Source organism: Alkalihalobacillus bogoriensis ATCC BAA-922 (genome assembly GCF_000621445.1).
Taxonomy (GTDB): domain Bacteria; phylum Bacillota; class Bacilli; order Bacillales; family Bacillaceae_F; genus Bacillus_AO; species Bacillus_AO bogoriense.
The window spans coordinates 21,178-31,127 of sequence record NZ_JHYI01000043.1 but is presented as its reverse complement, the minus strand read 5'-3'; the positions used below and the strand labels follow the sequence as shown (position 1 = coordinate 31,127).

Sequence of the window (9,950 nt, the reverse complement as noted above, 5' to 3'; positions counted from 1 at the left end):
CCTTCTACAAGGTGAATGCACGTAAATAGTTAGTGAAAGGCCTCTAGACGGATTATAAATTGTGTGAATCCACGTATATCAGAATGCCAACCGGTGTTAAAAATATTTTGCCTTCGTGCCGTGTGCTTACCCTTCCTTCTCTTCTTTACAGCATCTCAATTGGACGATAGCTCGTCAAGGAAAGCACTTGACAACCTATCGTCCAATTGAGTGGGAGTTGTTAAGGTCGAAGGAAATAGTCTAACCAGATTGGTTAATCTAAAAAAAGAAGCAACAAGGTTCTTTTATTAAGGTTGCCCAAAAACGTAAAAAAGTGGGGGGGACTTGACAGTTTTGTTCATATCAGCGGAACAGGTGTCCGTTACGGTTTTACTAGGCATAAAATCAAGCCCCCTATTAAGTACCATGGTCTTTCATTTCAATAAAAAACGAGTCATCCATATAGCTACAATAAAAAATATGGTCAACGGTGTAGTAGCCCTCTTTTTCCAATTCAGTGAGCAACCAGTCTTTCGTTCTTTTGATGATTCGCAAATTATTTTCTTGAATAACCCCATCCAAAACTAAAGGTAATGTGAATTGGCTGTTCTCTTCTCCTTTTCTAAAAATTGATAATGTACCAGACCGTTCTAACACAGCATATTCGACTTCTCTTATATCCGCGATTTTCGCTTGTCTAAGTTGAAACAAGATATCGTCTAATGTGTAGCGATGCTTTTGAAGATTTTCTTGAATGAGCTTGCCATCTTCAATTAACATGACCGGACTTCCTTCTACAAGCTTGCGGAACGATTGATTCCTCATTCCAATCGAGCCAAGAATGACTTGTAGCAAAATCAATAAGAAAATCGGGGCAAGCCCACGAATCAATGATATATTATGGTCTTCAATCGATATGACAGCTAACTCTGCAATCATTAAGGAGACAACGACATCAAGTAAACTAATTTCACCTAACTCTTTCTTCCCCATAAAACGAAACATCGTTAACAGCACTAGAAACACGATAAATGTTCGTAGTAGTGTAATTACAATTTCGTTCAAAATGAAAACTCCTCCTACATTTGTACGTTCATCAATGTTTTTTATTGGTTATATTTAGTATTATTCCAATTTAGGAGTCACAAATGCATTTTTACTCTGTTGAAATGAAATTGTAATTTAGCTACAAAAGTATACCTTTCTTTACATACATGTGGTTTATTAGGAACAAAAGAAGCCATATCCATTCAATATGACTTTGTTTTGTTTTATTGAGTTAGCGCACTGAAGTGCTTTTTTCGACGGGCTTATATTTTACAAAATAAGGTGTTAACAAAGAGCCTGCCAGTGCAATGAAGACAGCCAGAATCATGGTAACCAAAACATTTTCAAATGGGGATAAAAACAAGCCAAATACTAAAAGCGGTACTACAGTTAAAACGACTACAGTTAACCTCGATAAATTAGTTATCTTAGATTTTGTTCCGCATTTTTCGCATTCGACTGCACTATAAAACCAATTTGCCTTAAAAACATCAATCCACCGTAATGATTGATGACATTTAGTACACTTTACCATTTCAACACCCCATTCTACATTATTTAATTACCTTAGTAGGACAACATAACGATTATAATAAGCATACTACAAAAAGTAATATTTTTCCTTTGTTTTTCTATTCTAGAATAAGCTGTCAAAGCTTCACTGCTAGACCAAAATTATGCTTTCTTATGTTTATAATGAGACTTTTTTGTTTTCCTTACCGTTTCAGATGGTTTACAAGTCCTTGCTATTTTCAGCTTTTTGTAAATCCTTTTTTAAATAATAATGTTTAAACTCTCTCCCGACATTAACAATCATGCCAAATACTTGATATCCATTTTTTTCATAAAACTCTAATGCTTGAAAACTTAACGTATCTACTTTGATAAAGTCACATTGTTTTTTCTATTGCTATTTTCTCCGTTTCTTTTAACAGTTTCGTACCATAGCCAGCGTTTCGAATATCTTCATCAATGATAAGAGAATAAATCTCCATCCAATTCCAGCACACTGCACTTAACATACCGCCACAAACGCTTCCGTTATCACCTTTTACGAATAAGCCGATTTCTTCATATCTCCCACCAAGATCTTTTGGGAAGTGCTTTACATTATAAAAGTACAATTCGTCATCAATATATTATTTATCTTCTTTCGTAAACTCTCTTGTAATATGAATGGGCATTTCGTTGTCTCCTTTGAACTTTGCCTAATTTATTTAACTGACGGTTCGGACATCTATTCCGCTATTTACACCAAAACACCCGATTTTGAAAACTTTACGGACACCCGTTCCGCTATTTTGCCAATTTCACTAGTAATCTTCCTTGTTTTAACGAATTAACGGAACAGATGTCCGATAGCATTTGAGAAACAAGCATTTTTACTAAAATAGCGGAATATATGTCCGCTCTGAAAGAAAAGGAGATAGCTTACACTATCCCCTTCCAATCAATCAAAGTAATTTCGATTTTCAAACCCTAATAAGTCGATTCCAAAGTGAATGAGAATCGCAAATGTTATACTCCAAATGACAATGCTCGCAGTCATCCAATATGCCGTTTTTCTTTTTGTTCCTCCAAATGTTAGGCTCATGAAAGCTGTAAGGTGACTACCAACGACTAGTGGGCCAATCATGGCCAATCCAGGTAAGCCATATTTGTTCCATAGCTTTTGTGCTCGGATTGTTCGTTTTGTTGGTGCCTTCTCTTCATCATCGCCTTTCTTCTTTTTCCGCCATTCTTTAATTTTATTAATAAAAACAATGACAAGATAGACGGTAAAGATGTTTCCAGCAAGCCCAAGTATAATAACAGGTAGTGGCGATAAACCGGCAATAAGGGCAAGCGGAATGACTCCATATGCTTCAAAAAAAGGAGCTGCTGCTAATAAAAACACAAGGACATAAGCCCATAACGTATCAATAAAATTCATTAAAAAACCTCCATAAACGAATAAATTCATTATTACTATTTGTATACTTGAAAACACTCAATATGATTACTCTACGATTTTACTTGAGGAGAGGTTTCATTTCATTGTTCAACGGTCTTCTTTTTCCCAAAAATAAAGGAGAGAATTGCAATAACTACTAACTACAATCGGACCAAACACATCATTTCTATTTCTTCCATTTATTTCTTATAGTCAACCTCAATGCCTTCCTCAGCACCCCACTTAGTAATGGACTGAAGCTTGTCTTTGTGACTGGCAATCACTTCACAGCCCCTATCATCATAAATAAAAAAGATAAGGTCCTTTGTAGCGTTTACGAAGAAAACATCTGGATAATATGTGTCCTTTGCTTTCCCAAGCTTTGGTTGTATCGAAAAGTCTTCGTGGCATGTCGCTTTCAGGAGTAAGAAATAGTTTATATCTGATTTTCTACATCGTACATTGAATTGAGAAGTAACATACCCGTCCCCTTCATCCTCATCAATATAAAGATAAGGTAACATTTGTTTCTTAACATCATATGTTAAGTGTTTGTTTTTTACATACCTACGATAGACCTTACTTTGTTTCCACTTCCAGTCCTTATGATGGTATACGTTAGTGACAAGAAACATCTCATCCTCTTCTCCAAATAAAAGATGAAACAATGACAGTGCCTGATTGTACACTTTTTCAAAATAAACAGGATTAAGCTTGTCATCATTAGTAAACTGATATAACCCTTTTGCAAATTCAATATGAACTCCGGTGTCCCATTGTACATACAAGCTTGGTTTCAAGCTAAGTCGTGGGAATGTTTTATGTAAATAGTCCTTTATTCCCAATATAAGTTTCTCCATTTCCTATCGATTTACTGAATGTTCATTATACCATTTACGAAGCTGATTAATATGGGCTTGATGATAACGACTATGGTCGGCAATATGCCATAATCCCCAGCGTATCGTCGCTTGCTTTTCATTTTCATGCCCAAATAAAACGACTCGATCTAAATCAGCATCCGTTAGCTGTGTACATGTTTCTTCTAACTTTTTCATTACCATTTCATAGTCTGTCATCAGAGTATTTCGTGATTTGCCTTTCACCAGCGGAAGTTTATCATTATCATCAATCATCGGACCATATTTTTCCATTAATGAGATTGGAAGTGTTTCCCCTTTGATTCGATAAAGCCAATTTAAATCAACATATGTTAGATGTCTGATTAACTGAGCCGTACTATTATCGTTCTGCTGCGGACCTTGATAATCAACTTCCTCTTGCGACATCCCACTCGTGATGAATTGGAGACGTCGATTGTTTTCTTTTACCGCTGAAAATAACATCCCGACTATTGGTGACATTGTTGGTTCTCCCTTTAAATCAAAAATCATATTCATCCCCCCTTATTACAAATGAGTTTATAAAAGCTCTTTGTTTTTCTTGTAGGACATTTTTAAAGAGATATAGTTTGTGAGAAAAGTCACGATAGAAACCACAGTTACCAATCCAACGACGTCTCTCCATTCTTGCTGGATATCTACTAAAAGCAGATAAAGTAAAAAAAATATGATGACAAAAGTGATAGTTCTTACGATAATTAACCTAAACTCTCGTTTATATGCTTTTTCCGAAGCGATAAACGGATACTCTATTCCCGCAAACGTGTACCGAGCTGTGACATACAAAAGAAAGATTGCTATAGGAAAGAACAGTCCAAAGCGTAAGCCTATCGTGAAAAAATAACTACTCACTAGCATAATAACAATGGACAGGAATAGTAATAAGCCTCCTTCTGCGAAAAAAAATAAAATCCTTTTTTCTTTATACTCATCATGAGGTAATAGTGGGGTTATCCACGATTTCATTTGCTCTCACCCTCCCAAAATAAATCATCTAATGTTTTATGTAACTGTTTGGCTATCGCGATACAAAGCTGTAGACTTGGGTTATACTCCCCTTTCTCAATAAGTCCAATCGTTTGCCGAGTTACTCCCACTTTTTTTGCCAATTGTTCTTGGGTCATTCCGATTTGTATTCTTGTTATTTTGACTTGATTTTTCATAGGTTCACCTATCCAAAGTAATATATATCTTACATATGTAAGATATATATTACATAACATAGTGCGAAATGTCAATTATCTTACAATTCAACTTTTTAATCTGCTTCTCTAAAGGACGATGATTATAATGAAACAGGACGATGCCCAAACTAAGCATCGTCCTGTTATGTATGGCTCGTTCGGACATTTATTCCGCTATTTCATCCAAAACAAGCTTTTTTCAATTTCTAACGGACATCTGTTCCGTTAGTTATTAAAAATCGGTGGTCAACACCTCTTCTTTTCATCATATAACGGAACAGATGTCCGATAGATAGAATCACGAAGTCACCACAAATCACCATTATCACAAGTCTATCCCCACTGCTCCCGCCACTTTCCTAACTCGTTCTCTTCGATTTGTTTCTCAAGTATATCATCCCAACGCTCTAGCGCTAAATTCCAAACTCGGGCAAAATAAATGTCTTGTTCACCGTTGTAAAGTTGAAACTCAATACATGGAATGAGCTCAACTTGTTGCTTGTCGATGCTTTTAATTTCAGATACAACTACTTGTAATCCAACTTCATCAAAGCCATTTTCTCGCTCGGCTAAGACAGGGAGAATGTCATCAGCTTTAACTGTAGCCTCATCGTCTTCCTCCGCATAACGATATGGCAATAATTTTTCACATTTACTTGTGACAACCTCTACTGTCTCTGACCAAAACTCCTCATGATTCGCGCTGTATATAAGTTCTGTCCACTCGTCATCTAGTTCTTCCTCGACAATGCCGTTTCTTAGCTGGTTATGTCCTTTCATTGTTAGCTTGTATACACCTTGCTCAACTCGAATTAAGCCGGTTCGTTGCAACTTTTCAATCAAATCAGTGATAAATAATTCCTCGACTAACAGTAATTCTGATAGATTGGCGGCTCGGCGGATATCCGTTTCCTCGAAGGTGAGCAGCATCATTTTAATCAAAATGTCCATTTTTGTGCGTTTCACTTTTTGGAATTGGATTTCATATGTTGTAACGGGCAAATGCCAAACCGCTTCCTTTTTGACTTCAACAGATGATTGTTCAAGTACACTTGTCCTTAGCCGTTTTCTTAATTTATCCAACTACTTCACCTCTTCTAGTAAGCGCAATCCGTTTTGCTGTTGGGCCACGTCGAATACATGTTTATACATGTTTCTTGTTGTTGCCTGTTTCGGTCGCTCGGTAAACATCGTTGTACTTCCAATAAGGACAAGTAATTCTCTTGCTCTTGATAACGCGACATTCAAACGGCGATAGTCTTTAGCAAAGCCGATATCATCATGTTTGTTCTCGTGATTTCGGACCATACTTACGATGATGACATCCATCTCCATTCCTTGAAAGCGGTCAACGGTTCCTGTTCGGAGTGTGACATGTTGTAAGCGGAGCTCTTGCTGGAGGAGACGGTCAATTCGTTTTACTTGTTCTCCATAAAAGCTAATGACACCGACGCTTTTTTGTTCATCTTCCTTCATTCTTCCGGCCTGTTTTGCTTCAAAGACAGCTTCATCAATTTCTTTTAACATGTCAGCAATTTTGTTTAATTCAGCCGGATTATATAAGCTTTTTCCACCTTTCATTCGCTCTTCGAAAAAAGCAGACTCATTCGGCATGGCCATCCAAATAAAGTGGTTGTCACGCTTGATGTGAATTGATTCTAGTTTATGGTCACGGTCAAAATCAGAATTGGTTAAGCCACATTGAAGTCGCTCATTTTCCTGCTCATAAAATGGTGCGATCGTTTCCATAATATTTTCGTGCATGCGATACTGAATCGCAAGCATCGTTTTATGGCTTTTCGGCAAGTTTTTAAATAACCGTTCGAATAACGATTCTTTAAGAAGCTTGTTTAATTCTTCTTTTCCTTCAAAGTCGCCATTTCCATCTGCCATTTCTTGAAGAGTTTCTTCAAGCGTATCATCTCCAAGTAAAGGAGGTAGCTGATGATGATCACCGACTAGGATGATTTTTTTCCCTTTTAGCATCGGCAATAATAGCTCTGGTGGGGTTGCTTTCGATACTTCATCAATGATGACGACATCAAAAGCAGGATATGTGTCAATAAAATCTTTCCTAGCTGACGCCACACAAGTGGTTCCAATGACATTGGCATGCTTCACATAAAGCTTACGGATTTCATCCAAGTCATGTTCATTTGCTTCTTTTAACAAGGCTAACCATTTTCCTTGAACCGACTGAAAAAGTGGAAGTCTGCGCTTTTCCTCTTCTAATGATGTTTGTTTCAAAGACAAGCTCGCCACTTGTGTTAACACTTGTTCATGCTTTTGTTCTGGTTCTGTTGATAGCAATGCATTGAACGCTTCCTGCTCTTGTTCTTTTTCAACGATTAAGATAGCTTTCTCACGTAGTCGAGTCTCGATTTGTGTAAGTGTTTGTTTCTCTTCAAGAATAATCGCAGCATCGCTTGTGCGCTTTGCTTCATTTTCTTTCAAACGGTTTCTAACAGTGATCATTTGTTGTAAATGTTCTTTTAGTTCAAGCGCTTGTGCTTCTTTTTGTGGAAGAAGCTCATTCGCATTTGGTATTACTTCTATTGAAGCCTTCATTTGCTTTAGCTTCTCTTGAAGTGCCATTCTCTCGCTTTTCACTGTCTCTATCATTTGTTTTGACTTTTCAATTATCGGTTTTGCTTCAAGCTGTTTTCGCTCAAACTCTTCTATAATTTCTTGCTTTAGCAAGCGAAAAGCTTGTTGTGCTTGGTGTACATAAGTTTCTTTTCGTTGAAAACGTTTGGCTTTTTGTTTAATAAAATCAGTTCTGCTATAAAGCCCTTCTAGATCGGTTCTGTACAGATTTTCTTGATTTCTAATTTTATCGCGCAACTGTTCTAAAAAATCATCGATATCAGCCGCTGTATATTGCGCTTGTATCATCGTCGCCTGTCGGTGAAGTTCTTTTAAAATGACTCCCTTTTGCTTTGCTCGTTCTTCCATATAGGCAATGGCTCGGTTTAGCTTTTCATAATACGAGCGTAATTTTTCAAGCTGTTGCATGTTGTAGCGAATGTCCTCTATTTTTTCGAGTAACTCTTCTATCTTTTCCGATTGGATGAACCCTTGTTCAAGCAGCATCCATTTCAATCCATCGACTTGCTTTATGTCCTTAACTTTCGCCGTTAAAGCATTGATAGTATCAAGCTCTCTTAACCAGTTTTCACACTCAGCTGTTGTTGTTTCGATTTCTTTGTTTTTTTCTTCTAGTTCAGATTCAAGTTGATGACAAGCGACACTTTGTCGCAATTGTTCTAGCAATTGCTTATTTGTTTCCACTTTTTGTTCTAGTGCCTCTTCGTCAGGCTGATTTTTAAGAAACGCGGTGTCTTCTTCAATCTCAACATTTAATCGCTGTAATTGTTGTCTATGCTCTGTTAGTTGTTTCTTCGAGGATTCTTCTTCCTTTTTTAGAACTTGAACTTGTTGTTTCAGTTCAACGATTACAGCTTGGATTTCTTTCCATTTGGCTTTTGCATCCTGTTTTACTTTTAGCTCGGCTTCAATTTTTTCTCTTTCGATTTCAAGCTTGCTTTGTTCTTCAATTATGTTTACAAGTTCTGTTTCAATAACGGATTCTCGTTTTTCACGTGCTTGATATTGAGAAGAAACTTCATGGAATGTATGGTCTTTCCAATACTGGCCAACGTTTTCTTCGATAAACTTCTGACCTTCTTCTTCAATGCTTTCAGTCCGTCCAACACGAAGAATGCGAATGTCTTTATTAGCAAGCAATCGACCAAGCGCATTATCGACAGCTAAATTCGATTGTGATGCTACTAATGTTTTAAGTCCTGCTCTCGCATTTTGCAAGCATATTTCGGAAATCACCGTCGTTTTTCCCGTTCCAGGCGGGCCTTGAATGACGTAAAGGTCTTTTGCTGACATCGCACCTATGACTGCTTTTTGTTGAAAATCGTTCAGGCGATTATGGAATTTAACTTGTACCGGTTTCTTTATCGGTTCGACTGGTGGCTTGTTTTCAAACAATAGGCGCTCAAGATTCGGATTCACCGCTCGCCCGCTTTCTAAATGCTTAAAGCCTTGGCGTAGTCGCTTCACTTGACTTAATGTCGCAAAATTACTAAAGACGACTTCTTTCGGATGAACATGTAGCTGTTGTTTTCGGGCCCGCTCTTCCATATATCCGTGTAATTCCACTTCAACTGTCTTCTCAGATCGATTCGCCTTAATTACTTTTCCGATATCTTGGTCGATCCCTTTCAGCTTCACACTTAAATCTTTAAGAGATTTCCACTCTTTTGTTCCTATCTCTATCCCTGTTATCGTCACGCGACTAAAATTCCCATTAAAAACAAGCTTTGAATAGCGTGTCGTCATGTCTGGAATATCTGCAGACCGCTCTTGAATTCTCAAATAACCTTCCCAGCTGGTGATACGCTTTTTCACATACATTGAACTTTCCTGGGCCACTGGCATGGTATGAATTAAGTCTAGCAAATCATAAGAAAGCCGCTCACCGCTATTATCATGTAATTGAAATGTGAGATTTGCCGCACGACGCCAATTTGTTGCCACGGGTGTTTGAGCTGACCTAGTCGTTACATTTACGACTAGGAACTTGTCTTTTTCCACTAAACAGTGCAAAACAACGACAATGTCTTTGTACACCTCAGCAAACTTCTTATTCTTCTCGCGATCTAAGTATAAGGCAATCGAAGGCAGACGCTCTGCTTCTTGAGGATATTTCTCGATATATATATAAAATGATTTTTGCAACGAAAAAAGCGAGCGCTCATCAAGACGGAGCTCCCGCATCTTGTCTTTCGCCTTATTCGTTAAAGTGACTGGAAAACGAAATGGCGTTCTATTTTGAATTTTCATATGTCCACCCACTAAAATCCGACCTTAACTGTTTTTTTATCCATTAGA

Annotated in this window: 10 protein-coding genes and 1 pseudogene; all 11 read right to left on the bottom strand. The window is 37.5% G+C overall.

The features are described 5' to 3' along the window. Positions 1 to 396: 396 nt before the first annotated feature. Positions 397 to 1,044: a DUF421 domain-containing protein gene (locus tag T323_RS0115190; protein WP_026674041.1), complete on the bottom strand. Its 648-nt coding sequence runs from the start codon at positions 1,042 to 1,044 to the stop codon at positions 397 to 399. Positions 1,045 to 1,258: 214 nt separating this feature from the next. Continuing rightward, entirely contained in the window at positions 1,259 to 1,561 is a 303-nt protein-coding gene (locus tag T323_RS29790) for a TIGR04104 family putative zinc finger protein (RefSeq protein ID WP_026674040.1), read from the bottom strand. A gap of 198 nt (positions 1,562 to 1,759) precedes the next feature. Then, a pseudogene (locus T323_RS26890) lies at positions 1,760 to 2,162 on the bottom strand (GNAT family N-acetyltransferase). A gap of 314 nt (positions 2,163 to 2,476) precedes the next feature. Then, positions 2,477 to 2,959: a small multi-drug export protein gene (locus T323_RS0115175; RefSeq protein WP_026674039.1), complete on the bottom strand. Its 483-nt coding sequence runs from the start codon at positions 2,957 to 2,959 to the stop codon at positions 2,477 to 2,479. Positions 2,960 to 3,159: 200 nt separating this feature from the next. Continuing rightward, positions 3,160 to 3,804, bottom strand: a complete 645-nt coding sequence (locus tag T323_RS0115170) for a DUF3885 domain-containing protein (protein ID WP_026674038.1) — start codon at positions 3,802 to 3,804, stop codon at positions 3,160 to 3,162. Positions 3,805 to 3,822: 18 nt separating this feature from the next. Beyond that, the gene (locus tag T323_RS0115165; protein ID WP_026674037.1) at positions 3,823 to 4,353 is read right to left on the bottom strand and encodes a DinB family protein; all 531 of its coding nucleotides are present in this window, start codon (positions 4,351 to 4,353) and stop codon (positions 3,823 to 3,825) included. A gap of 27 nt (positions 4,354 to 4,380) precedes the next feature. Further along, positions 4,381 to 4,827, bottom strand: a complete 447-nt coding sequence (locus T323_RS0115160) for a hypothetical protein (RefSeq protein WP_026674036.1) — start codon at positions 4,825 to 4,827, stop codon at positions 4,381 to 4,383. Continuing rightward, positions 4,824 to 5,024 carry a helix-turn-helix transcriptional regulator gene (locus T323_RS0115155; RefSeq protein ID WP_026674035.1) on the bottom strand — a complete coding sequence of 67 codons (201 nt, stop codon included), beginning with the start codon at positions 5,022 to 5,024 and terminating at the stop codon, positions 4,824 to 4,826. The genes T323_RS0115160 and T323_RS0115155 overlap by 4 nt, the downstream gene beginning before the upstream one ends. Before the next feature lie 227 nt (positions 5,025 to 5,251). Continuing rightward, positions 5,252 to 5,374: a hypothetical protein gene (locus T323_RS29580; RefSeq protein WP_281175742.1), complete on the bottom strand. Its 123-nt coding sequence runs from the start codon at positions 5,372 to 5,374 to the stop codon at positions 5,252 to 5,254. A gap of 4 nt (positions 5,375 to 5,378) precedes the next feature. Beyond that, positions 5,379 to 6,128, bottom strand: coding sequence for a hypothetical protein (locus T323_RS0115150; protein ID WP_026674034.1), 750 nt, complete (start codon positions 6,126 to 6,128; stop codon positions 5,379 to 5,381). Further along, positions 6,129 to 9,902, bottom strand: coding sequence for a DEAD/DEAH box helicase (locus T323_RS0115145; RefSeq protein WP_051556560.1), 3,774 nt, complete (start codon positions 9,900 to 9,902; stop codon positions 6,129 to 6,131). Between the last annotated feature and the right edge of the window lie 48 nt (positions 9,903 to 9,950).